This is a genomic window from Methylosinus sp. sav-2 (assembly GCF_004366495.1).
Classification (GTDB): Bacteria; Pseudomonadota; Alphaproteobacteria; order Rhizobiales; family Beijerinckiaceae; genus Methylosinus.
Map to the genome: position 1 here is coordinate 489887 of NZ_SOEJ01000001.1, position 21249 is coordinate 511135.

General features: G+C 66.9%; 22 protein-coding genes. 10 read left to right on the top strand and 12 right to left on the bottom strand.

Translation table 11 applies throughout. From position 1 onward, the window contains the following. Positions 1–114 precede the first annotated feature (114 nt). The gene (locus tag EDE12_RS02245) at positions 115–1707 is read left to right on the top strand and encodes a L,D-transpeptidase family protein (RefSeq protein WP_026599821.1); all 1593 of its coding nucleotides are present in this window, start codon (positions 115–117) and stop codon (positions 1705–1707) included. A gap of 55 nt (positions 1708–1762) precedes the next feature. Here the strand turns inward: EDE12_RS02245 and fabI are convergent, their stop codons facing one another. After that, complete coding sequence (gene fabI, locus EDE12_RS02250) at positions 1763–2641, bottom strand: enoyl-ACP reductase FabI (RefSeq protein WP_024878200.1); 879 nt, start codon at positions 2639–2641, stop codon at positions 1763–1765. A 330-nt stretch (positions 2642–2971) separates the two neighbouring features. On the opposite strand from fabI, the gene EDE12_RS02255 reads away from it, so the two are divergent. The 3 genes from EDE12_RS02255 (at position 2972) to EDE12_RS02265 (ending at position 6428) form a co-directional block, all read left to right on the top strand. Continuing rightward, on the top strand, positions 2972–3472 hold the full coding sequence (locus EDE12_RS02255) for a sigma factor-like helix-turn-helix DNA-binding protein (protein WP_024878199.1): 501 nt from the start codon (positions 2972–2974) through the stop codon (positions 3470–3472). An 11-nt stretch (positions 3473–3483) separates the two neighbouring features. Continuing rightward, on the top strand, positions 3484–4362 hold the full coding sequence (locus EDE12_RS02260) for a zf-HC2 domain-containing protein (protein ID WP_026599820.1): 879 nt from the start codon (positions 3484–3486) through the stop codon (positions 4360–4362). Positions 4363–4508: 146 nt separating this feature from the next. Beyond that, a complete protein-coding gene (locus EDE12_RS02265; RefSeq protein WP_026599819.1) occupies positions 4509–6428 on the top strand; it encodes an acyltransferase family protein in 1920 nt (639 codons plus the stop codon). Between the two features lie 20 nt (positions 6429–6448). On the opposite strand, the gene EDE12_RS02270 is transcribed toward EDE12_RS02265, so the two are convergent. The 3 genes from EDE12_RS02270 to EDE12_RS02280 all read right to left on the bottom strand — a co-directional run bounded on the left by EDE12_RS02270 (position 6449) and on the right by EDE12_RS02280 (position 8557). Further along, positions 6449–6895, bottom strand: a complete 447-nt coding sequence (locus tag EDE12_RS02270) for a DUF2147 domain-containing protein (protein ID WP_024878196.1) — start codon at positions 6893–6895, stop codon at positions 6449–6451. Positions 6896–6962: 67 nt separating this feature from the next. After that, positions 6963–7391 (bottom strand): DUF1772 domain-containing protein, encoded by a 429-nt coding sequence (locus tag EDE12_RS02275; RefSeq protein ID WP_018267257.1) that lies wholly within the window; start codon positions 7389–7391, stop codon positions 6963–6965. 101 nt (positions 7392–7492) lie between these two features. Next, positions 7493–8557 (bottom strand): GSCFA domain-containing protein, encoded by a 1065-nt coding sequence (locus EDE12_RS02280; RefSeq protein WP_024878194.1) that lies wholly within the window; start codon positions 8555–8557, stop codon positions 7493–7495. Positions 8558–8775: 218 nt separating this feature from the next. Between EDE12_RS02280 and EDE12_RS02285 the strand changes: the two genes are divergently transcribed. Continuing rightward, positions 8776–9825, top strand: a complete 1050-nt coding sequence (locus tag EDE12_RS02285; RefSeq protein WP_024878193.1) for a WcbI family polysaccharide biosynthesis putative acetyltransferase — start codon at positions 8776–8778, stop codon at positions 9823–9825. Positions 9826–9858: 33 nt separating this feature from the next. Here the strand turns inward: EDE12_RS02285 and EDE12_RS02290 are convergent, their stop codons facing one another. The 3 genes from EDE12_RS02290 to EDE12_RS02300 form a co-directional block, all read right to left on the bottom strand. Further along, on the bottom strand, positions 9859–10548 hold the full coding sequence (locus tag EDE12_RS02290; RefSeq protein WP_026599818.1) for an MOSC domain-containing protein: 690 nt from the start codon (positions 10546–10548) through the stop codon (positions 9859–9861). 96 nt (positions 10549–10644) lie between these two features. After that, a complete protein-coding gene (locus tag EDE12_RS02295) occupies positions 10645–10881 on the bottom strand; it encodes a thioredoxin family protein (protein ID WP_026599817.1) in 237 nt (78 codons plus the stop codon). A gap of 127 nt (positions 10882–11008) precedes the next feature. Next, positions 11009–11680: a MarR family winged helix-turn-helix transcriptional regulator gene (locus tag EDE12_RS02300; RefSeq protein WP_036291295.1), complete on the bottom strand. Its 672-nt coding sequence runs from the start codon at positions 11678–11680 to the stop codon at positions 11009–11011. A 110-nt stretch (positions 11681–11790) separates the two neighbouring features. On the opposite strand from EDE12_RS02300, the gene EDE12_RS02305 reads away from it, so the two are divergent. Further along, entirely contained in the window at positions 11791–12132 is a 342-nt protein-coding gene (locus EDE12_RS02305) for a hypothetical protein (protein ID WP_026599816.1), read from the top strand. Positions 12133–12144: 12 nt separating this feature from the next. Here the strand turns inward: EDE12_RS02305 and EDE12_RS02310 are convergent, their stop codons facing one another. Further along, complete coding sequence (locus tag EDE12_RS02310; RefSeq protein ID WP_026599815.1) at positions 12145–13491, bottom strand: glutamate--tRNA ligase; 1347 nt, start codon at positions 13489–13491, stop codon at positions 12145–12147. Positions 13492–13697: 206 nt separating this feature from the next. Here EDE12_RS02310 and EDE12_RS02320 point away from each other — a divergent pair, with 206 nt between their 5' ends. Next, the gene (locus EDE12_RS02320) at positions 13698–14834 is read left to right on the top strand and encodes a ceramide glucosyltransferase (protein WP_026599813.1); all 1137 of its coding nucleotides are present in this window, start codon (positions 13698–13700) and stop codon (positions 14832–14834) included. Positions 14835–14899: 65 nt separating this feature from the next. Here the strand turns inward: EDE12_RS02320 and EDE12_RS02325 are convergent, their stop codons facing one another. After that, complete coding sequence (locus EDE12_RS02325) at positions 14900–15340, bottom strand: Hsp20 family protein (RefSeq protein ID WP_026599812.1); 441 nt, start codon at positions 15338–15340, stop codon at positions 14900–14902. 305 nt (positions 15341–15645) lie between these two features. Here EDE12_RS02325 and rpmF point away from each other — a divergent pair, with 305 nt between their 5' ends. Then, on the top strand, positions 15646–15834 hold the full coding sequence (rpmF, locus tag EDE12_RS02330) for a 50S ribosomal protein L32 (protein WP_024878183.1): 189 nt from the start codon (positions 15646–15648) through the stop codon (positions 15832–15834). A 79-nt stretch (positions 15835–15913) separates the two neighbouring features. On the opposite strand, the gene EDE12_RS02335 is transcribed toward rpmF, so the two are convergent. Then, positions 15914–16708: an SDR family oxidoreductase gene (locus tag EDE12_RS02335; RefSeq protein WP_026599811.1), complete on the bottom strand. Its 795-nt coding sequence runs from the start codon at positions 16706–16708 to the stop codon at positions 15914–15916. 4 nt (positions 16709–16712) lie between these two features. Beyond that, positions 16713–17195, bottom strand: coding sequence for a TerB family tellurite resistance protein (locus EDE12_RS02340; RefSeq protein ID WP_024878181.1), 483 nt, complete (start codon positions 17193–17195; stop codon positions 16713–16715). Between the two features lie 348 nt (positions 17196–17543). Between EDE12_RS02340 and EDE12_RS02345 the strand changes: the two genes are divergently transcribed. Both EDE12_RS02345 and EDE12_RS02350 read left to right on the top strand, forming a co-directional pair. Next, positions 17544–18878, top strand: coding sequence for a DEAD/DEAH box helicase (locus EDE12_RS02345; protein ID WP_051592604.1), 1335 nt, complete (start codon positions 17544–17546; stop codon positions 18876–18878). 139 nt (positions 18879–19017) lie between these two features. Then, complete coding sequence (locus tag EDE12_RS02350) at positions 19018–20508, top strand: glycerol-3-phosphate dehydrogenase (protein WP_026599809.1); 1491 nt, start codon at positions 19018–19020, stop codon at positions 20506–20508. Here the strand turns inward: EDE12_RS02350 and EDE12_RS02355 are convergent. Further along, entirely contained in the window at positions 20489–21190 is a 702-nt protein-coding gene (locus tag EDE12_RS02355) for a class I SAM-dependent methyltransferase (protein WP_026599808.1), read from the bottom strand. The genes EDE12_RS02350 and EDE12_RS02355 overlap by 20 nt on opposite strands. Between the last annotated feature and the right edge of the window lie 59 nt (positions 21191–21249).

Genomic DNA, 21249 nt, shown 5'->3' on the forward strand with positions numbered 1-21249 from the left:
CAGCCGACATTAACCAATAAGAGCAATGCAGGCGAGGGCGAGGCTCTGTCCAGTTCGGACCAGAGCGTTATGTGCTCGAGCAATGTGTTCGTGTGTGTCAGGAGTTTTCGCGTCATGTCGGAAGTCGCTGCTGTAGCCCGCAGCCGCAGGGTCTGCCTTCGCGCCTTTTCCGCGGCCTGCGCCGCGAGCGTCGCCGCCTCGGTTCTCGCCCTCGAGGCGCGGCCCGCAGCCGCACTCGGCTATTCCGCCGAATCTCCAGAAGCCGAAGCCCCCAAGGCGCCGCGCAAACGTGCAAAGCGCGGAACCTCCTCCGAGGCCAAGCCGGCCGAGAATGTGAGCCTCGCGCGGCCGCTGTTCGCGGTGGTGTCGCTCAGCGGCCAGCACATCTCCATCTACAATCACAATGGCCTCGTCGATCGCTCGGTCGTCTCCACCGGCGTGCCCGGCCATTCGACGCCGGAAGGCATGTTCACCATTCTCGGGCGCGAGCGCTTCCACCGCTCCAATCTCTATTCCGGCGCGCCCATGCCCTTCATGCAGCGCATCACCTGGTCGGGCGTCGCCATGCATACGGGCCATGTGACCGGCCATCCCGCCTCGCATGGCTGCATCCGCCTGCCGGGCGGCTTCGCGCAGAAGCTGTGGGGCATGACCCGCATCGGCGAGCGCGTCGTCATCGCGCCTTATGATCTTTCGCCCACGGAAATCTCGCATCCCTCCCTGCCCGCGCCCAAGATGCGCTCGCCGACGGAAGCCTCGGCCGCGACCCTCGCCGATGCGGGATTGCGCGACGGCTTCGCCGACGCCGGCGCGGCGCCGCTGCTCAATCCGCGGCGCTACGCCGAGCAGCTGAAGACGAAATCCGCAGCCGACGCCGCAGCCGCCTCCAAAGCGGCGACGGAGGCCTCGCTCGCCCTCAACGCCAAGCGGCAGGAGGCCGCCCGCGCCTCCGCCGAGCTGAGATCGGCCGAAGCCGCCGAGTCGAGCGCCCGCGCCAAGGCGGAAGCCGCAGCCAAGTCCGCCGAGGCCGCCGCCGCCAAGCGTCAGGATGTGGCCACCGCCAAGCCGGACCTGCCCACCAATGACGGCGCCAGCCCGGCCGAGGCCGCCAAGGCCAAAGCGGACGCCGCGCTCGCCGAGTCCAAGGCCCGGCTCGAGGCCGCCAAGACCGCCTATAACGCCAGCGACGCGGAAGTCGTGGAGGCGGGCCGTCGCTCCCGCGAGGCGGCGGAAGCCTCGGCCGCCGCCGCCAAGGCGGAGAAGGACGCGCAATTGCGCACGGCGCCGATCTCCATTCTGGTGAGCAAGAAGAATCAGCGCATCTATGTGCGCCAGGGGCTGACGCCGATCTTCGAGGCGCCGGCGACGATCCGCGAGCCGGAACGCCCGCTCGGCTCGCATCTCTATATCGCGACGGCGACCGGCGAGAATGGCGCGTTGAAATGGTCGGTTCTGTCCATGCCGCCGCGCATCGCCGAGGCGCGCGCCGCGCATAAGAAGAAGGGATTGGTGGAGGAGCGCAGCGCCGCCCCGCTGGGCGCGGCCTCCAGCGCCGCCGAGGCGCTCGACCGTCTCGAGCTCTCGGACGATGTGCGCCAGCAGATCGCCGATCGCCTATGGCTCGGCGGCTCGATCATCATCTCCGATCAAGGGCCGAGCTCGGAGACCGGCGCCGTCGGCACCGATCTCACCGTGAAGTTCCGCTGAAACATTCGAATCCCGGCGCGCTCCGCGCGCGTCGGGATCGAGGCCGCGGAGCCTCTTATTTCGCCTCGGTCGTGTGCTGCGGCAGCAGCGCCAGCAGCGAGGCCATTTTCGGCGCCGCGCCCGGATTCATCATGCCGACGACATGATAGCCGGCGTCGACATGCAGCACCTCGCCGGTGACGCCGCGCGCCATGGGCGAGAGCAGATAGACCGCCGTCTCGCCCACTTCCTCGATCGTCACCACGCGGCGCAGCGGGGCGTTATATTCGTTCCAGCGCAGAATATAGCGGAAGTCGCCGATGCCGGAGGCCGCCAAAGTCTTGATCGGCCCTGCGGAAATGGCGTTGACGCGAATGTTCTTCTCGCCGAGATCGGCGGCGAGATAGCGCACGGAGGCCTCCAGCGCGGCCTTGGCGACGCCCATCACATTGTAATGCGGCATCCATTTCTCGGCGCCGTAATAGGTGAGGGTGAGCAGCGAGCCGCCGTCCTTCATCAGCTTCTCGGCGCGCTGTGCGACGGCCGTGAAGGAAAAGCAGGAGATCATCAGCGACTGCGTGAAATTCTCCGCCGTCGTGTCGACATAGCGGCCGTCGAGCTGATCCTTGTCCGAGAAGGCGAGACAATGGACGACGAAATCGATCTTGCCCCACAGCTTCTCGACCTCGGCGAAGACGGCGTCGATCGTCTCCGGCTCGGAGACGTCGCAGCGGCCGACGACGGTCGCGCCGATCTCCGCCGCGAGCGGGCGCACGCGCTTTTCCAGCGCCTCGACCTGGAAGGTGAGGGCGAGCTGCGCGCCGGCGTCGGCCGCGGCCTTGGCTATGCCCCAGGCGATGGATTTATTATTGGCGACGCCGAGCACGAGGCCCCGCTTGCCTGCGAGAACGCCGCTGAAAATATTGCCGTTCGACGTCGGTTCCGGTTGCGACATGGGAGCAATGGTCCATAAATCTGCGATCGAGAGGCGGGGTCCGCCGCCTGTCGGCAACGCCGTTGGAGGGCTACGCGCAACATGCGCGCTCAGCGCGCGCACATCGGGCGCTTCAGCGCGCGCATTTGGGCGCGCGGGCTCGGGACGTGAGGTGGGGCGCCCGAGCGGAGACGCCTTTGGCGTCGCTCGCGGCCCGACATACAAAAACAGATAAATCTCAGGGCGCGGAGATAGTCAATCGCGCCGGACTGGCATAATATCCGTGGGGAAAGAAACCGAACCAGCGCCGCGCGGACGAGGCGTCGAGGACCGCGCGAAACGGGCCGAGCGATGGGACAGGCGGAGGATTTCGACGAGACCTTGGAAAGGCTCACGCCGGGCCTGCGCCGCTATGCACGCGCGCTGCTTTCCGGCGCCGCCAATGATCTCGCCGACGAGCTGGTCCACACCGCGCTGCAGACCACGGCCAACGAAGCCGGGCGCGAGTCGACCGGCGCCGTTCTCGACCTTCGCGTCGATCTCTACGCATCCTTGACCCATGCCGCGCAACGTCGGCTGCGCTCCGCCGCGCCGCATCGTCCCTCCCTGCGGCAACCGGCGATCATGCATCGCTTGGCCGATCTCCCCTTCGAGGAGCGGGAGACGCTTCTGCTCGTGGTGCTGGAGGGCTTCACTTACGAGGAGGTCGCCCGCATCACCCGCACCGATCGGCCAGTGGCGCTGATGCGGCTGATGCGCGCGCGCTCGGCGCTGACCGCGCTGGACCGCCACCCCTCGCCGGGGGCCGACGCTGGCCGCCGGCCGGGGCCGCATCTGCGCGTCGTGAAATAGACAGGCCGCAAATGACGAGCCCCCGGGAGCATGTCGACGAGTCCGATCTGCATGCTTTCGTCGATGGCGAGCTCGACGCCGAGAATCGCCGGCGCATAGAGGACCATCTGCACAATCACGCCGAGGACGCCGCGCTGGTCGAGGGCTGGCGCCGGCAGAATGCGGCGCTGCGCGCGGCCTTCGCCCAGACGGTGAAGGAGCCCGTGCCCGCCGGGCTGCGGACGGCCTCGGTGACGAGCCTAACGCGCAGCTTCGGCTCCGGCGTCAATTGGGCGCGCTTCAGCCCCAGCAAGGGCGCCTCGCTGCGCGCCATGCGACGCTCGGACACCAGCCGCCGGCCGCCGCGCCGGCCGGCGATCATCATGTCGCTGCTGACGCTGCTCGCCGGCGCGGTGGTGGCGGGAGCGGCGCTGCTGGCCTTCACCGGCCCCGCCTCGCCGCCCTCCGCCCCGCAACGGGCCATGATCGAGCCGCCGGGGCTCGTCGCCCACGCCCAGCTCGCCTATCTGACCTTCGCGCAGGATTCGCGGCCGGTGGAGATCGGCGCCGATCGCAAGGCCGAGCTTTCGAGCTGGCTCGGCGAGCGCGCCGGCTTCGGCCGCCTGCCGGACCTCGCCGATGTGGGCCTCGAGCTCATCGGCGGCAGGCTCGTTCCGGGCGTGATCTCGCCGGCGGGGCTGCTGATCTATCAGTCCGCCGCCGGAGCCCGCGCGGCGCTCTATTTCGAGCGCGCCGGCGGCGAGCGTCCCTCGGCTCCGCCCAAGACCTTGCCCGGCCTCGCCGCGGTGGAATGGCGCGCCGCCGGCTTCGCCTTCATCCTCATCGGCCCGCTCACGGCCGAGACCGCGCGCGCCGCCGCCGAAAGCGCCGCCGCCCAAGCCAGCCGTTAAAAGCCCGCGAAAAGCCGATCGCCTGCGGGGCCGATTGGCATGTTTCCTTCAACCGATCTCGCGAGCTATCGGGAGCGTCCCCGATTGGCACAGCATATCCGTGGCCCCCGCGGCCGCGGCGTCGAATTGTCTCGAAAGGAGCGGCGTTGTCCGGCAGCAGCGTGAACGGAACCGCGGAAATCCGCGCCGTCCAATATTTGCGGGCGGCCGCGGCGATCCTCGTCGTCTTCATTCATACGGGCGTCTACACCGAGCAATTCTATTGGCCGACGCCGCGCGCCTTCGGCGCCGGCGGAGTCGATCTCTTCTTCGTCATCAGCGGCTTCATCATGATGGTCGTCACCACGGAGCGGCCGATCGCGCCGCGCGCGTTTCTGGCGCGCCGCATCATTCGCGTTGCGCCGCTCTATTGGATCTTCACCCTCGCCATACTCGCCGTCTGCGTGGCTTGGCCGACGGCCATGCTGCATAATCTCGTGACCTTCGATCATGTCGCGCTGTCGCTGCTGTTCATTCCGCATTTCAATCCGCTGGAGAGCAATTACACGCCCTTCTTCAAGCTGGGCTGGACGCTGAACTACGAGATTTATTTCTATCTCGTGTTCGCGGCGCTGCTCGTCATACCCTCGCCGCGCCTGCGGCTGGCGATTCTCGCCGGCTTCTTCTCGCTGGCCACGGCCTTCTATCTCGCCTTTCTGCCAAGCGATCCGTTCCTGCACATCTATTGCAATCCGATGGCGCTCGAATTCGTCATCGGCGCCGCGGTCGGCTATCTCTATGTCAGCGGAAACATAGCGAAGATCTCGCTGCCCACGGCGGCGGCGCTCATCGTCGGCGGCCTCTTCGTCATCGTCGCCATGTTCGATGCGGATGATGTCGCCCGCGTGCAGACGGTGGGTCTCGCCTCGGCCGGGCTGCTGCTGGGCCTGCTGGCGACGGAAGCGCACGGCAAGCTCGGGCGCTCCTCCCTGCTGATGCTGCTCGGCGACGCCTCCTATTCCATCTATCTCGCGCATCCGATCGTGCTGACTCTGGCGCGCGTCGCCACGCGCGCGCTGCATCTGCCGGTCGAGCGGCCGGTCATCGGCGTCGTCGCCGTCATTGTGACGCTGACTCTCTCCATCGCCGCGGGCGTCGTCGTGCATCTCCTCATCGAGAAGCCTTTGCTCGCCGTTCTGCGTCGCCGCCTGCTGCGTCGCGCCGATGCGCGCGAGGCCGCGCCGTCCTTCGATCTCGTCACGACGCGCGCCGGCCGGCGCATGGCCGCGCTGCTGCTCTGCGCGCTCGGCGTCGCCACGATCGCCTTCGCCGAGCGAGGCCTCGCCGCCGAGCCGAAACGCGCGCCCCCGCGTCTCGTCCATGAGGAGGATTTCTCACGCGCCGGCGGGCTCGATCAAAATTTCTGGTCCTATGAGATCGGCTTCATCCGCAATCACGAGGCGCAATATTATCGCCCCGAGAATGTCTTCGTCGCCAATGGCGCGCTGGCGCTGGAAGGCCGCGCGGAAGGCGTGCTGAACGCCCGCTATGACGGCGCCTCGAAAGATTGGACCCGCTCGACGCTCACCTCGGAATACACATCCGGCAGCATCTTCTCGCGCTTTTCGATGCGCTATGGCGCCGTGGAGGTGATCGCGCGCGCGCCGAAAGGCGCCGGGACATGGCCGGCGATCTGGATGCTCGGCGGCGACGACGGCCCGCCCTATCGCGAGATCGATATAGTGGAGGCGGTCGGCAAGCATCCGAACATCGTCTTCACCAGCGCCCATGCCGGTCCAACGCTGGACGAGCTGACCAATTGGTCGGCCGAGACCAATGTGCCGACTCTGTCCTCGCAATGGCACGTCTATCGGCTGGATTGGAGCGCGGAGACCATCGCCGTCTCCATAGACGGCCGGCAAGTGCTCGCCGTCGCGCCGCGCGGCCCCGACGATCCGCTGCGCCAGCCGATGCGTATTCGCATCAATCTCGCGCTCGGCGGCTCCTGGGGCGGACCGATCGACAAGAGCGCGCTGCCGGCGCGCTTCGAGATTCGATCGATCCGCGTCTATTCCAACGAGATGTGATCGCTCCGCGTGAGAGGCGCCTATCTCAGATCATCATCGACCATCGCATGGGCGGCGGGCGGAGCGGAAACGCGCGTCCATGTCTCGCCGCTGCACAACATGCCCCAGAGGCAACCTTTCAGCGTCAATCGCGTCGGGCTGTCGACAGTGACGAAGCCGTCATAGGTCTTGCCGTCCTCGACATTGAAGATCTGGCCGGCCCAATGATTGGGGCCGGTCTGCGTGGCGCCGCGAAGAATCACCGCGCCTATGGAGGAGCGATCCTCGGCGTTTTGCGCGGCGACGACCTTGGCGCACAGCTTGCCGTTCTCACAATCATAGAAGCTGAAGCGCACGCCGCCTTCCGGCCGCAGCCAGACGCCGCGCGGATCATTGGACGAGGCGCCGGCCGCAGGACCGCACGCCAGAGCGGCCGCGGCCAGCAGCGCCGAAGGCGCGAGAAGCGCGAGGGCGAAAGAGCGTGTCATGTCGATCCTCCTTCTGTTGGAGAGGGAGGATCGACGAGCATGATGTCGAATCTTCGGCCGCGACGCCTCAGCCGTTGGCGAAGACGAAGAGCGCGACCGCGAGCGCGCCGAGCGCTGTGAGCGCGAGCTGAACCTTGCCCCACAGCTCGATCGACTTGCGCGCGTCGGCGCCGTCCTCGGCCGAGATCAAGGCAAGAATGCGGTTGTCGAGCGGCGAGACCGCATAGAACATGAAAGGCCAGGCGGCGACGATCACCGCGGCGCCGGCGAGCCAGCGCGCATCGTCGGAAGTCTTATAGTCGATGAAGCCGAGAACGGCCGAGAGGAGCGAGAGGCCGGCGAGCAAGGCGAAGCCGCGATGATCGGACGTCTCCCACTCCTTCATGAGCGATTTGTCGTCGAGCTTCAGCCGCGCGGGCTGCTCGACGAAATTGACGTAGAGAGACGCCCCCGTGAAAGCGCCGGCGACGGCGAGCGCGAGCGAGCCCGTGACCATGAGGCGATCCTCCGTTCGAACTGCGACAGAGGATATATAAGCTCTAGTTTCGGGAAACGAAGATCGCGTTTCCCGCCAATGCGGCGGGAAACGCGCCGAGGTCACGCGGTTTCGATCGCCTCTTCGTCGCAGACGATGCGGGAATTGCTCTCCGCCTCCGCCGCCACGTCGAATTTCAGCGGCTCGATCTTGGCCGTTTGCGTCTCGCGCTCGGTGAAATGGTCGAAGAAGAGGCGCATCGTCTGGCTGATGCCGAAGGGATTTATGCGCCGCACATCCTCCCGATAGAAACGCGCGACATTGGGCGGCGCCGTCGCGACGTCATAGGAGGGGAAATAAGCGATATTGGGCCGCGCGCGCACCACCTCGTCCGCCGCCGCGCGCAAAATCGCCTTGATCGCCGAATTGGCCTCGAGCACATGGCGATCCTCATAAGTGGCGATGATGCCGACCGGCGAGACCGTGAGAATGATGCGCGCATTCGCATTGACGGAACGAATGCGATCGACGGAGGCGAGGAAGTCGCGCACCACTTCCGAGACGGTCATATTGTGGAAGGCGAAGACGGACGGATCCCACACGCCGCCAGCGACGCCGGGCGCCTGCTGCAGCACCGCGCCATCGCTGCGGCAGCGCCAGGATTCGGTATGGCCGAAGGTGAAGACGAAGACGTCCAACGTCTCGAACATTTTGCGCACGGCGGCAAAATGCCGCTCGCGCTCGGCCAGCATGTCGTCGATCGTGTCATAGCCGTCCGGCTCTATGCTCGGGCGGAAAGGATCGACGATGCGGCCGTCCTCCTGCCGCACCCAATGCACGAGCTCTGGCTGGAACTTCCCATAGGCGCGGTCGAACAGCTGGAGCAGCGCCGTCGTGGTGTAGAGATTGCCGTAGCGGCAGGAGTACATCGAATAATTGCGCCGCTCCGCCTCGGCGGCGGACATGCCCTCCGGCGGCTGCTCGGCGAGATAATAGTGGTACCCGCTGGCCTTTAGTTTCTGGGCTATTTCTTGCGCGAAACAACTCCCGCCGGTCGCCACTTTGTCTTTCAGCGAGATTTTGAACGGCGTGGAGAGAATGGGGTCGATCGCGAAGGGCGGCGTCTGCGTCACCGCCTTGCGCCAGAAGCGATGGTCGGGTAGGGAGCTATAGGGATGTTCCGCCAATTGTCGGTCTCCTGGAAAGCCGCCGGCCGTATGGCTCGTCGAGTCGGGTTCATCTAAGACGCGCGGTCCGCCCTCACAAAGGCGAGAACAGCGCGCCGGAATGGGATGAATGCGGCGGCCTCATCGATGCGGCCGGGAGCATAAACGGCGACCGGGCGCTTGTCATCCTTCGGCGCCGACTTCGATTTCGGGCCGCGACGAAATGGCATAACGCGCGCATGTTGTCTCAGATCGACCGGCAGATCATCCGCTCCTGGTACAATCATCTCGTCGAGCCGCGGCTCGCGCCCTTCTATTCGAAAGGGCCACGCCTCACCGGGCCGCGCATCGCCGTCATCGGCAATTGCCAGGCTTTCGGTCTGGCCTATGCGATGAAGCTGCTCGACCCTTCCGCGCGCGTCTCGCATTTCTCGGCGATCGCCAAGACGCGCGCCGACATAAAGCTGCTCGCCAAAACGCTCGCCACCTACGACTATGTGTTCAGCCACGAGTTTCTGCACGGGCATGTGCGCGGCGGCGGCTCGGCGGAGCTGTGCGAGCTGCTGGACAAGGTGATCATGATCCCGGCGATCACCTTCTCCGCCTTCCATCCCGATCTCGTCTATCTGCTCGACGCGACGCGCGGCCATGCGCCGACCCTCGGCCCCGTCGGCCCCTATCATTCGGCGCTCGCCGTCTTCGCCTTTCGCCGCGGCCTCTCGGTGGAGGAGGCCCATGCGCTGTTCAATCGCAATGTGTTCGAGGCGCTCGGCTATTTCGACGTCTGGAACGACGCGGTGAACGAGCTGGTCGAGACCGGCAAGAGCAAATACGGCATGGATCTCTCCGGCGAGATCGCCAATTGGTCGCGCCGCGGTGTGTTCATGTATTCGCTGGTGCATCCGCGGCCATTCGTGCTCTTCGATCTCGCCAAGAAATTTTTCGCCCATGCCGGCCTGCCGACTCCGGCGCCCGTCAATGGCGACTATTACGCGATCGACGATCTCGGCCGCGCGGAGATATTCCCCATCTATCCGCCGATCGGCGAATATTTCGGCGTGCAGGGCAGCTACACCTTCAAGCTCGAGAATTATCATCTCTCGAGCGAGGTCGGCGAATTCGTGTCGCTGAAATATTTTCTGTCCGAATGTTACAAGGTCTATCGCCGCAGCACGCCGGCGCAGCTCACCCATCCGCGCATAGAGGCGTGGCTCGCCGATCCCGCCGCCGTCGGCCGCATCATCACGCTCGCGGGCGAGAATTTGCGCAAGGGCCTGCTGCCGGCCTGACGCGCCGCCTGCGTTCAGAACCGCGAAAGGCTCTCACGCGCCATCGAGGCGCGTGGACCAGTCCTCCACCGCGCCGCGCGCGAGACGACGCGCGGCCAGCTCTCGCCAATTGCGCGCGAGCGGCGCCAGCTCCGCCATTTGCGCCAGCGCATCGCGATCGAGCATGCGCAGATAGAGCAATTCATTGAGCCGCGACAAAGGCCAATCCGGCAGCGGCCGCTCCACGCGCTGGAGAGACGCCCCCGGCTCGGCGACGCCCTCGCGCAGCACGCGGTAATACCAGCCAGTGCGACCGCTCGTCTGAACGCGCCGCGCCATATCCGTCCGCGCGAAACGCACATTCAGCTTCCAGCAGGGCTGGCGGCCCTGGCTCACCTGCAGCAGCGCCGAGCCGAATGCGAAGATGTCGCCGATACAGACGTCGCGCTCGGTCACGCCCAGAGTCGAGATGTTCTCGCCGAAAGCCGGCGGCGCCGCGAGCGCTTCGGCGAGTTCCGGCTCCTCCTTCGCCCAGGCGTCGTAATGATCGCGCGGATAGTGATGCAGCGCCTTCTCCGGCCCGCCATGGTGGCGCAAATCCCCCTGACAATCGCCGCAGAGACCGTCGCTCAATATGCGCCATGGCGGCGTCGCCGCGCTTTTGGCGATGCCGCTCGGCGCCGCGCGCGGGCCGAGAGAAATGAGCGCCGGGGCCGCGAACAGGGTTTCGATCACAGGGTTCATGGACAGGGTTCGCTTAAAAAAAGGCCTCGCGCGAGCATTGCTCGGCGAGGCAGTTCGGAGTCGCCGAAGTGACAACGGCGGGGGGTCGTCGGTGGTCTATTTCAGCGCGGAGAGATCGGCGCCGAAATTAATGTGATAGGCGCGCCCGTCGATGACGAAGGCGGGCACGGATTTGACTCCGGCCGCCTCGGCCTCGCCGAGCCGCGCCTTGTCCTCGCCGAGATGCACGATCTCGACGTCGAAGACATTGGGGTCGAGCGCTTTGGCGAAGGCGGTCTCCGCATCCGCGCAAACCGGGCATCCGGCGTGATAGAAAGTCGCTTTCGTCGCCATGGCCTTGGTCCTCCTCTCTTCTGCTTCCCGCGCGCCGACTCGGAGCGGCGCGCCATTCTGCTGCGAACCTGCCGCGGGCTTGGGCCGGCGGCGCCAGAGCCCCGAGCGGCTCGAAGATTTGCGCATTTCAGGCGCCGGCCTCCTGCGCGTCGCGATGCGCGAAAAGGCTCCAAGCCTCCTCGCCCGCCGCGGGCGGCGCGGGATCGTGCTCCGGGCAATCCAGGCGCAAATGACGGCCGCCGAAAGCCGCATCGACGAGCGCACAATGATGCGGCAGCTCCGCATCGGCATGGGCGTGCGGGCGGAAGTGGCGGCAGCTGACACAGAGCCGCTGCGGCGGAATAGCCTTGGCCTGCTGCAAGGCGCGGATCGTCTTGATGACCAGATCGAGCAGCGTCTGCTGCTCTTGCGGCGTCAGCGTCTCCAGCGCGCTTTCGGCGGAGGTCATGGCGAGGCCGATGGCGCGAACGACATCGCAGCCGGCCGGCGTCACGCGAATAGCGATGGCGCGCTTGTCGGTGGGATCGGCGAGCTTGGTGACGAGGCCTTTGCGCGTGAGCGCGGCTATGGAATCGGTCGCCGTCGGTTGGGTGACGCCCAAATGCTCGGCCACCGCGCGCAGGCGCAGGCCCGCCTCGCCGCGGCCGGCGATGAAGGTGAGCGCATGCAATTGCGTTGGGGTGAGCCCGGCCTCCTCCGCGACGCCCCATTCATCGGCGCGCATTGCGGCGGCGATGCGGTCGAGCCCCTCGCGCAGGCGGCGCGGCAAAGGCGTGGTGATGGCGTCGAAGAGCGTCATGGAATTTTATTAGGACTCCTATTTATTTCTGTCAAGCGCAGGAGCGCTTGCGATCCGCCATGCGCTTGCGCTAGGCCAACGGGGCCGTCGCCCATCGCAGGATCGACCCTATGCTCCGAGCCGCCGCCGTTTGTCTCTTCGCTTTCGCCGCCACGCTTCCCGCGCGCGCCGCCGATCTCAATGATTATCCGACCTCGGCGCGGGCGGATTATGTGTTCGGCTGCATGAAGGCCAATGGCGATTCGCGGCAGGCGCTGGAGCAATGCTCCTGCTCGATCGACATCGTCGCCTCCATATTGCCCTATGAGCGCTATGTCTCGGCCGAGACTGTCGCCAGCATGGATCAGCAAGCGGGGCAGATCGGCTCGCTGTTCCGCAACTCGCGCCTCGCCAAGGAGGCGCTGGAGGAGCTGCGCCGCGCCCAGGCGGAAGCGCAGGTGCGGTGTTTCTGAGGGCGCGCGCCCTCACGCCCCCGAGAGTCGCGCCACCGCCCGCGCATGGCCGATCAGCGGCAGCAGCAGCGACAGTTCCGGCCCATTCTCCGCGCCGGTCAGCGCGACGCGCAATGGATGAAACAGCGCCTTGCCCTTGCGGCCCGTGCCCGCCTTGACGGCGCTGGTCCAGGCCGACCATGTGATCTCGTCCCACGGCTCGGCGGGCAGCAGCGCCTGCGCCTGCGCCAAAAATTCCGCATCCTCGCGGATCGGCTCGATCTCGCCCTCGACGACGCGCCACCAGTCCAGCACATCGGCGAAGCTCGTCACATTCCCCCGCACGGCGCGCCAGAAGGGCTCGGCCTTGAAGCCGACGATGTCATGCGCCTCTAAGCGCTCGCGCACGTCGTCATATTCCAATATCGCCAGCGTGCGATGGGTGAGCGGGCCGAGATCGGCGGGATCGAAACGCGCTGCGTTGCGCGAGAGATGCGCGAGATCGAAGGACTTGGCGAGATCGCCGAGCGAGCGCACCGCATGGACGCTGTCCGACGAGCCGGTGAGCACGGCCAGCGCCGCCACGGCGAGCGCCTCATAGCCCTCCTCGCGCAGCGAGGCGATGGCGAGCGAGCCGGTGCGCTTGGAGAGCGCCTCGCCCGCGCCGCCGACGAGAAGATTGTGATGCGCGAAAACAGGATGCGCATGTTCCGGCGCCAGCGCCTGAAACAGGCGAATCTGCACCGCCGTATTGGTCACATGATCCTCGCCGCGAATCACATGAGTGATTCCGAGCTCTATGTCGTCCACCACTGAAGGAAGCGTGTAGAGAAAGCTGCCGTCCTCGCGCAGCAGCACCGGATCGGACAATGTGGCGCAGTCGATCGCGCAATCGCCGCGAACGAGATCGCGCCATTCCACGACGCCGGCCGGAAGCTTGAAACGCCAATGCGGCTTGCGTCCCTCCGCCGCGAGCCGCGCGCGCTCCTCCGCCGAAAGCTTCAGCGCGGCGCGGTCATAGACGGGCGGCAGTCCGCGCGCCTGCTGCAATTTGCGGCGCTTCTCCAATTCCTCCGGCGTCTCGTAGCAGGGATAGAGCAGGCCCGCCGCCTCGAGACGCGCCGCCGCCGCTTCGTAGTGCGCGACGCGCTGCGACTGCCGCACCACCACATCCGGACGCACGCCGAGCCAGGCGAGATCGACCTCGATCGCCTGCGCGAACTCCTCGCTCGAGCGGGCCAAATCGGTGTCATCGAATCGCAGCACGAATCTTCCATGGTGGGAGAGGGCGTACAAATAGTTCAGCAGGGCCGGACGCGCATTGCCGATATGGATGCGGCCGGTCGGCGAAGGCGCGAAGCGAACGATCGGAGTGGTCATGAGCAAACTTCGGCAGGAGGAGAGTGCGAGGGCCGCGCGACGCGACAAGATTCTCGCGCCGCCCCCCTTTTGCCAAGAGCTGAGCTCCTTGTCAGGCGGAATATCGGTCTGGCCCGCTCCGGGGCTGCGCAGCCGTCGCCGCCCGCTGGCGCAGGCGCAGGCCGCCGCCCGTCTCGAATCCCGAAAGTGACAGGCAGGGAACACGCATGATCATCGCCTATGTGTGCGCCGCCTTCTGCGCGACGCTGCTCTCGCTCAACCTCGCCAGCATCGCCATCGCCGCCTTCCGCTGCAAAGCCCGCCCCCGCGCATTGCGCGTTCCCGCCCATGCGCCGCCGGTGAGCATCGTGCGGCCGCTGCGCGGGCTCGAGACCTTCAGCGAGGAGACGATCGGCTCCACCTTCGCGCTCGACTATCCGAGCTATGAGGCGCTGTTCTGCGTGCAATGCGCCAATGATCCGGTGATTCCGCTGGTCGAGCGGCTCATCGCCGCGCATCCGCATATTTCCGCTCGGCTGCTCGTCGGCGACGATTATGTGAGCGTCAATCCCAAGCTCAACAATTGCGTGAAGGGCTGGGACGCCGCGCGCCATTCCTGGGTCGTGCTCGCCGACTCCAACGCCCTGCTGCCGCCGGACTATATTCAGACCATGCTCGCCGCCTTCCGCGACGACACGGCGCTCTCCATCTCCATGCCGATCGGCTCTCGCCCCAAGGGCTTTTGGGCGGACGTGGAATGCGCTTTTCTCAACACCTTCCAGGCGCGCTGGCAATATGGCGCGGAGGCGGTCGGCATCGGCTTCGCGCAGGGCAAGAACATGATGTGGCACCGCGAGGTGCTGGAGCGCGCCGGCGGCATTCGCGCTCTGGGCGCCGAGATCGCCGAGGACGCCGCCTCCACCAAGATCATCCGCGCGCAGAAGATGAAGGTGCGGCTCGTCGACATGCCCTTCGAGCAGCCGCTCGGCCATCGCACGGCGCATGAGGTCTACTCCCGCCATGTGCGCTGGGCGCGTCTGCGGCGCGTGACCTTCCCCGCCTATTTCGCGCCGGAATGCATGAATGGCAGCTTCATGCCGGTCATCACCGGAGCCTATGCGGCGCATCTGCTCGACGCCAACGTCGCGCTGACGGCGGGCGCGATCCTCGCCGCGCTCTATGGCGCCGAATGTCTCCTCGCCCGCGTCGCCGGCTGGCGGCTCTCCTGGCGCACGCCTGTCGCTCTGCTGACGCGCGACATTCTGCTGCCGGTGATGTTCGTGGACGCCTGCCTCTTCGACGATTTCGTCTGGCACGGCAACGCCATGACCGTGCGCGAGCAGGAAGAGCAGACGACCGGCTGAGCCATCCCCCCGAGGTCCCCTCGAAAGACCTGCGAAGACGAAGGGGCGCCGCGAGGCGCCCCTTTTCATTTGGCCGGCTCCTCCGGCGTCGCTATGTCGATCTTGCGAATGACGCGTTCCGGCTCCGGTCGCGCCAGATCGATGGACAAGAGCCCGTTGACGAGATCGGCGCCCAGCACCTGCATCCCCTCGGCGAGCAGAAAAGCGCGCTGAAACTGCCGCGCGGCTATGCCGCGATGCAGGAACTGCCGCTCGCGATCATCCACCTGCTTGCCGCGAATGACGAGCTGGCTCTCCTCGAGCGAGATCTCCAGCTGATCGCGCGTGAAGCCGGCGACGGCCAGCGTCAGCCGCAGCCGATCCGGGCTGGAATCGGCGCCCGGCAACCTCTCGATATTATAAGGCGGATAACCATCGGAGCCCGAGCGGGTGACGCGATCCAGCGCGCGTTCGATCTCGTCGAACCCCAGGAGGAAGGGGGAATTCAGCGTCGGCAGTCGTGCCATAACGAAGCCCTCGCGGCGCTTCTCGTGCGAAAATCTGCGAGGCCCGGAGTCGGCGCCTCGCGGCCGGTATATGGAGCCGAAGCTCGACACGATCAAGCGGGGCCGCGACGCTACGCCCGCTCTCCGCCAAACGCTGGCGCGCCATTCGCGACTGAGCGATGCGGACGCGCCGCCAGGCGGCCGCTTCGTCTCCGACTCGCGGTCGACTCGCGGGGTCCAGGCTAGCCATGCGCGCCGATTTGGTGTATGCGGCCCGCACGAGTTTTCACCCCGCCCCCGATGCGGGGAGTTGGAGATCGAGACAAATGGCCGTTCCGAAGCGAAAAACCTCCCCGATGAAGCGCGGGTTCCGCCGCTCCGCCGACGCGATCAAGGCGCCGACCTATGTCGAGGACAAGGACTCGGGCGAGCTGCGCCGTCCGCATCACATCGACCTCAAGACCGGCATCTATCGCGGCCGGCAGGTGCTGAAGGTCAAGGCTCAGGAAGCCTGATCTTTCCAGACGGCAGGAATTTGCGAGCCCGACGCGCGAAAGCGCCGTTGGGCTCGCGGCGTTTCAGCGACGACAATCTTCACCGCGCCTGCTGCGCCTTGGCCAGCAGCGGCAGCAGCATCGCGCGCGGCGCCACGCGTCCCGCCGCGACGAAGAATTTGTTCACCAGCCCCGGCACCACCACGCGCCGGCCGGAGAACAGCGCCTCATAGCCCTGCCGCGCGACCTCCTCGGCCGGCAATAGCGCGGGCTTCACCGCTTTCATCTCGCCCTTGTAGTCGAAGCCGGCGCGGGCCTGGAAACCGGTCTGCACCGGACCGGGACAGAGCGCGGTGACGCGCACGCCATGCGGCTTCAGCTCCTCGGCCAAAGCCTCGCTGAAGGAGCGGACATAAGCCTTGCTGGCGTAATAGACGGCGAAGCCCGGCCCCGGCATGAAGGAGGCCACGGAGGCGACATTCAAGATTCCGCCGCGCGTCTCTATGACCGAAGGCAGGAAGCGAAGGGTCAGCGCCGTCAGCACGCGAATATTGAGATCGACGATCGCCAATTGCTCGGCGGCGTCCAGCTCGGCCACACGGCCGACGAGGCCGAAGCCGGCGTTATTGACGAGAATCTCGGGCTTGCGCCCGGCCGCGCTCAAAGTTTCGGCCAGACTCTCGCAGGCGCCTGTCTCGCAGAGGTCGAGATCGACGACCAGCGGCTGCTCCGGCGCGCCGGCCGCCTCGATCTCGCCGGCCAAAGCCTCCAGCCGCTCGCGGCGGCGGGCGACCAGAGTGACATGATGGCCCTTGCGGGCGAAGAGCTTGGCCAGCTCCAGGCCGATGCCGTCCGAGGCTCCGGTGACGATGGTGGTGGTCGCGGCGTCGCTCATGTCTTCAGCCTCCCCAGGGGCCGGGCGGAACCGGCTTGTCCGCGTCCTTCGCAGCCTGACGGAGCGCGACGCGATCGCGCGTGGAGACGCCGAGCAGCTCGGCGACGCGCCAGATCACATTCTCCTCGAATTCATGGACCTCGCCATCGGCATAGGCCATTTCCCACAACATGCCGATGACGACGCGGCGGCCGTCCTCGTCGAGCCGGCGCTTCAGCACCTGGGTGAAACGGTAGAGATCGACGGCCTCGCGCTCGCTCTCCGCCGCGGCCTCGATCAGCGCGCGGGCGGCGGCGTGGTCGAGGCCGAAGCGGCTCTCGACGAGCTTAAGCAGCAGCGCCCGCTCGCCGTCGTCGAACTCCCCGTCTATGGAGGCGAGATGCACCAGAAGCGCGACCGCAGCGAGCCGATAATCGGACGCCTCCAGCGGCCGCGGCCGCGCCGGCGCGGCGACCTCATCGAGAAAAGCGCGGAGGGCTTCGAGCATGATCGCGGCCTTCGAGGGTTCGGAATATCCTTACGTTCTATATGGCGGCGAACGCGCGAAGCATAGCCCGCGGCCCCGCCCGCCGAGCGCGGCCAAACCGCGGCAATGACGCAAACGGCGCAATTGCCGATTGACAGAGCCTTGAATTCTCTTTACCTACGTTATTGCTGCAATGCAGCGTGACTCGTTCCGGCCGCGTGGATCGCTTCCCACAGGGGATCGGAGCCGTAGAGCGGGTCCTCATCACGATGACGGCCCGATACGCGGGGCAGGTCTCCCATCCATCGCTGCATGGCCTCGCACGGGAGACATTCTCGCGCACATGCGGCCTATTTCGAAAGTTACGCAGTGACCAATTTCGCCGATCTCGGCTTCGCCGAGGTCATTCTGCGCGCGCTCGCGCAGGAAAATTATGCGACGCCCACGCCGATTCAGGCTCAGGCGATTCCCGCTCTCCTCCAAGGGCGCGACCTGCTCGGCATCGCGCAGACCGGCACCGGCAAGACCGCCGCCTTCGCTCTGCCGATCCTGCAACGGCTGCTCGAGGACCGCCGCCGCCCGGCCCCCAACACGACGCGCACTCTGGTGCTCGCCCCGACGCGCGAGCTGGCCGCGCAGATCGCCGACAGCTTCCGCGCCTATGCGCAATTCGCCCGCATCAGCATCGGCGTCATCGTCGGCGGCGTGGCCCATGGCCCGCAGATCCGCATGCTCGCCGGCGGGCTCGACGTTCTCGTCGCGACGCCCGGCCGCCTGCTCGATCATGTCTCCTCCAATCATCTGCGGCTCGAGTCGACGCGGACGATCGTGCTGGACGAGGCCGATCATATGCTCGACCTCGGCTTCATCGTCCCCATTCGCAAGATCGTCTCGCGCCTGCCCAAGGACCGGCAGAATCTCTTCTTCTCGGCCACCATGCCGAAGGAGATCGCCTCGCTCGCCGACGACATGCTGCGCGACCCCATCACCGTGAAGGTGACGCCGGCGGCGACGACGGCCGAGCGTGTGGACCAGCGGGTGATTATGGTGGACGGCGCGGCCAAGCGGGACGTTCTGGTGGAGCTTTTCGCCGATCCGGGCTTCTCGCGCGCCATCGTCTTCACGCGCACCAAGCGCGGCGCCGATCGCGTGGCGCAGCATCTCGACGCGAATGGCGTCGGCGCCTCGGCGATCCACGGCAATAAGAGCCAGAATCAGCGGCAGCGCGCGCTCGAGGATTTCCGCTCCGGCCGCACCCGCGCGCTGGTGGCCACCGATATCGCCGCGCGCGGCATCGATATCGACGGCGTCTCCCATGTCGTGAATTTCGAGCTGCCGGAAACGCCCGAGGCCTATGTCCACCGCATCGGCCGCACCGCGCGCGCCGGCGCGACGGGCGCCGCCGTCTCGCTGTGCGACAATAGCGAGCGCTCGCTGCTCAAGCAGATCGAGCGCGTGACGCGCCAGACTCTGCCGATCACCGAGCGCCGCAGCGCGCCGGGCGCCGCCCCGGCCGAGACCGACTCGCCGCGCCGTCCGCACGAGCATCGCCGCACGCATCAGGAGCCGGGCCGCGCCGCGCGCCATCCGGGCAAGCCCGCAGAGCATGGGCGTCCGCCGCAACAGCAGCAGCGCCGCCGCGCCAAGCCGGCCGCCGCACGCCGGCCGGACCATTCCGCGCCGCGCTCACGCGCCTCCGAGTAAGCGATTCCACGGAAGAACGGGAAGGGAGCCCCGCAGGCCCCCTCCCTCACCCTCCCCGTCCGCGGGAGAGGGCCGCTGGTGAATCTTTCAGCTCTCGGCTCTACTCTCCTCGCGAGCAAAATCGCGGGGGGAGCCGGCAATGATCTTCGATCTCCTTATCGTGGGCGGCGGCGTCAATGGCTGCGCCATAGCGCGCGACGCCGCCGGACGTGGGCTGAACGTCCTTTTGCTCGAGCAAAAGGACCTCGCCGCGGCAACCTCCTCCGCCTCCACCAAGCTGGTCCATGGCGGGCTGCGCTATCTCGAGCAGTATGAGTTCCGCCTCGTTCACGAGGCCTTGGCCGAGCGCGAGCTGCTGCTCGCCGCTGCGCCCCATATCATCCACCCGCTGCAATTCATCCTGCCGCATGAGCGCGCGATCCGCCCGGCCTGGCTCGTGCGGCTGGGGCTGCTGCTCTACGATCATCTGGCGCGGCGAAAGCGCATCCCCGGCTCCTCGACGGTCGCGCTCGCCGGCTCGAGATTCGGCGCGCCGCTGACCGCTGATCATCGCCTCGGCTTCTCCTATTACGATTGCCGCGTCGACGATTCACGCCTCGTCGCGCTGGAGGCGCTGGACGCTTTCGAGCGCCGCGCGCAAATTCGCGTCGGCGCGCGGCTCGTCGGCGCACGGCGGGACGGCGCGCAATGGATCGCCAGCGTCGCCGGCGCCGACGGCAAGCTCGAGGAGGTCCGCGCCCGCGCGCTGGTCAACGCCTCCGGCCCTTTCGTCTCTGAGACGCTGGAGCATCGTCTCGGCCTCAGCTCGCGCAAGCATGTGCGGCTAGTGAAAGGCTCGCATATCGTCACGCGCAAGCTCTATGAGGGCGCGCAGGCCTATATGCTGCAGCGGCCGGACAAGCGCATCATCTTCGCCATTCCCTTCGAGGAGGATTTCACCCTCGTCGGCACCACCGACATTCCTTTTCCCGACGCGGCGGGGCCGGTCGCGATCAGCGAGGAGGAGACGGATTACCTCATCGCGGCGGTGAATCATTTCTTCGAGAAGAAGATCGCGCGCAGCGACGTCGTCTGGAGCTATTCGGGCCTTCGTCCGCTCTATGACGATGGCGCGCTGGAGGCCTCCGTCGTCACGCGCGATTACGCTTTCGATCTCGACGCGCTGGCGGGAGAGGCGCCGGCGCTGTCGATCTTCGGCGGCAAGATCACCACCGCGCGCCGCCTCGCCGAGCATGCGCTGGAAACGCTCGCGCCCTTCTTTCCGAATATGCGCGCGGCCTGGACGGCAGGCGCCATTCTGCCCGGCGGCGACATAGGCGCGGCCGGCTTCGACGCCTTTGTCGCGGAGCTGGCGCGCGCCAAGCCGTTTCTAGAGCCCCGCCTCGCGCGCCGGCTCGCCGGCGCCTATGGGACTCGGGCGTGGCGCTTTCTGGAGCCGGCGAAATCTCTCGCCGATCTCGGCGCGGATTTGGGCTGCGGCCTCACCGAGGCCGAGCTCGATTATCTGCGCGCGCAGGAATGGGCGCGCACGGCCGAGGATGTGCTGTGGCGGCGCTCCAAGCTCGGCCTGCATTTCGACGCCGCGCAGACGGAGAGGCTGACGCGCGCGCTCACCCCGCGCGGGGCGTGAAGCGCACCACCTTGTGCCAGCGAAAGGCGGCGATCGGCGCCGCCTCGAGGCCCGCCGCGCGCGCCTGCGTCTGCAGGATGGAGAAGCTCTCCGGCATATCGTTCTCGACGAGATGCGCGCAGGTCGTCTCACGCTCCTCGATCGTCAGCTCGCTCCAGTCGCGGCGCAGCCATTCCACATAATGGGCGTGATAGAGGGGCAGCGTTTCGTCCTCCTCGCGCATCACATCGGTCATCAGCAGCAGCCCGCGCTCCGAAAGGCGCGCGGCCGCGCGGCGGAAGAATTCGGCCTTCTGCTCTGTGACAAGATGATGCACGGCGAAGCTCGTATGAATGACGTCGAAGCGCTCCTCGCCGGCGCCGATCGCGGCGAGCATATCCTCGCGGCGCAGTTCCGCCGTGCAGGCGAGAATTTTCAGATTCTCGGCGGCGAGGCCGAGCGCGGTCTCGGAGAGATCGACGCCGACATAGCGCTTCGGCTTCAGCCGCGCGAGCCGTGGCGCGAAGACCGAGGCGTCGCCGCAGCCGAGGTCGAGAATGGAAAAACCCTCGTCGCCGAAGGCCGTGCGCAGCATCTCCTCGACGCGCTCGCCGATCTCGCGATGGAACATGTAATTCGTGTCGACGATCTTGCGATAGGTCCGCCAGGCGGCGAAGAATGCGTCGGTAGGCTGGTTCGTCATTTCGGACCCGTTCCTCGAGTTTTCGCTCTCATAACATTTAGCGCATCTCGTGTCTTCGC

Bases quoted from the DNA above. Each gene is read 5' to 3' on its own strand.
- EDE12_RS02340 (WP_024878181.1), bottom strand. From the start codon at position 17,195: ATGCTCGAAGCCCTCCGCGCTTTTCTCGATGAGGTCGCCGCGCCGGCG.
- EDE12_RS02260 (WP_026599820.1), top strand. From the start codon at position 3,484: ATGACGAGCCCCCGGGAGCATGTCGACGAGTCCGATCTGCATGCTTTC.
- EDE12_RS02245 (WP_026599821.1), top strand. From the start codon at position 115: ATGTCGGAAGTCGCTGCTGTAGCCCGCAGCCGCAGGGTCTGCCTTCGC.
- EDE12_RS02350 (WP_026599809.1), top strand. From the start codon at position 19,018: ATGATCTTCGATCTCCTTATCGTGGGCGGCGGCGTCAATGGCTGCGCC.
- EDE12_RS02325 (WP_026599812.1), bottom strand. From the start codon at position 15,340: ATGGCACGACTGCCGACGCTGAATTCCCCCTTCCTCCTGGGGTTCGAC.
- rpmF (WP_024878183.1), top strand. From the start codon at position 15,646: ATGGCCGTTCCGAAGCGAAAAACCTCCCCGATGAAGCGCGGGTTCCGC.
- EDE12_RS02270 (WP_024878196.1), bottom strand. From the start codon at position 6,895: ATGACACGCTCTTTCGCCCTCGCGCTTCTCGCGCCTTCGGCGCTGCTG.
- EDE12_RS02300 (WP_036291295.1), bottom strand. From the start codon at position 11,680: ATGACGCTCTTCGACGCCATCACCACGCCTTTGCCGCGCCGCCTGCGC.
- EDE12_RS02285 (WP_024878193.1), top strand. From the start codon at position 8,776: ATGTTGTCTCAGATCGACCGGCAGATCATCCGCTCCTGGTACAATCAT.
- EDE12_RS02295 (WP_026599817.1), bottom strand. From the start codon at position 10,881: ATGGCGACGAAAGCGACTTTCTATCACGCCGGATGCCCGGTTTGCGCG.
- EDE12_RS02320 (WP_026599813.1), top strand. From the start codon at position 13,698: ATGATCATCGCCTATGTGTGCGCCGCCTTCTGCGCGACGCTGCTCTCG.
- EDE12_RS02310 (WP_026599815.1), bottom strand. From the start codon at position 13,491: ATGACCACTCCGATCGTTCGCTTCGCGCCTTCGCCGACCGGCCGCATC.
- EDE12_RS02305 (WP_026599816.1), top strand. From the start codon at position 11,791: ATGCTCCGAGCCGCCGCCGTTTGTCTCTTCGCTTTCGCCGCCACGCTT.
- EDE12_RS02355 (WP_026599808.1), bottom strand. From the start codon at position 21,190: ATGACGAACCAGCCTACCGACGCATTCTTCGCCGCCTGGCGGACCTAT.
- EDE12_RS02255 (WP_024878199.1), top strand. From the start codon at position 2,972: ATGGGACAGGCGGAGGATTTCGACGAGACCTTGGAAAGGCTCACGCCG.
- EDE12_RS02275 (WP_018267257.1), bottom strand. From the start codon at position 7,391: ATGGTCACGGGCTCGCTCGCGCTCGCCGTCGCCGGCGCTTTCACGGGG.
- EDE12_RS02335 (WP_026599811.1), bottom strand. From the start codon at position 16,708: ATGAGCGACGCCGCGACCACCACCATCGTCACCGGAGCCTCGGACGGC.
- EDE12_RS02290 (WP_026599818.1), bottom strand. From the start codon at position 10,548: ATGAACCCTGTGATCGAAACCCTGTTCGCGGCCCCGGCGCTCATTTCT.
- fabI (WP_024878200.1), bottom strand. From the start codon at position 2,641: ATGTCGCAACCGGAACCGACGTCGAACGGCAATATTTTCAGCGGCGTT.